A 568-nucleotide genomic window follows, 5' to 3' on the forward strand; every position below is an offset into this window, starting at 1 on the left:
GCCACAAAAAACCCTCAGCGAAGCGGTGCGCGACCTGGGGCATGGCGCCAACGACGAGTCGCAGCAGAACAACGGCGGCCACCCGGCCATTGCCCTGAGTGGCCAGGCGGGCATCGCCGCGGTGTCTCCCCAAAGCGTCACCCTGGCGGCGGGCGAGCATATCGACAGCGTCGCCCAGCAGAATCAGCAGCTCACCTCGGGGCAGAAATTCGTGGTCAATGCCGGTACCGACCTGGGCCTGTTCGCCCAGAGTGGCGAGATGCGCCACATCACCCACCAGGGGCCGATGTTGTTGCAGGCGCAACAGAACAGCATTCGCCTGGAGGCGGACCAGAGCGTGGAAGTCAGTGCAAGCAAGCAGCACGTGCTGGTGTCTGCCAAGGAGCACATCACCCTGATGTGCGGCGGAGCCTACCTGACGCTCAAGGGCGGCAATATCGAGCTGGGCATGCCGGGGAATTTTACGGTCAAGGCGGCCAAGCACAGCCTCGTCGGCGGGGCCAGCCTTGCGGCGCAGTTGCCGAACTTCAACGTGGGCGATACCCAGAGGCGCTTCAAGCTCAAGCAG

Annotated in this window: 1 protein-coding gene; it reads left to right on the plus strand. The window is 64.4% G+C overall.

Going from position 1 to position 568, the window contains the following annotated elements; translation table 11 throughout:
• On the plus strand, positions 1-568 hold a 568-nt coding region (locus BLX41_RS31855), incomplete at both ends, for a DUF2345 domain-containing protein (RefSeq protein WP_259745450.1).

Source organism: Pseudomonas protegens (assembly GCF_003732485.1).
Taxonomy (GTDB): Bacteria; Pseudomonadota; Gammaproteobacteria; order Pseudomonadales; family Pseudomonadaceae; genus Aquipseudomonas; species Aquipseudomonas protegens_B.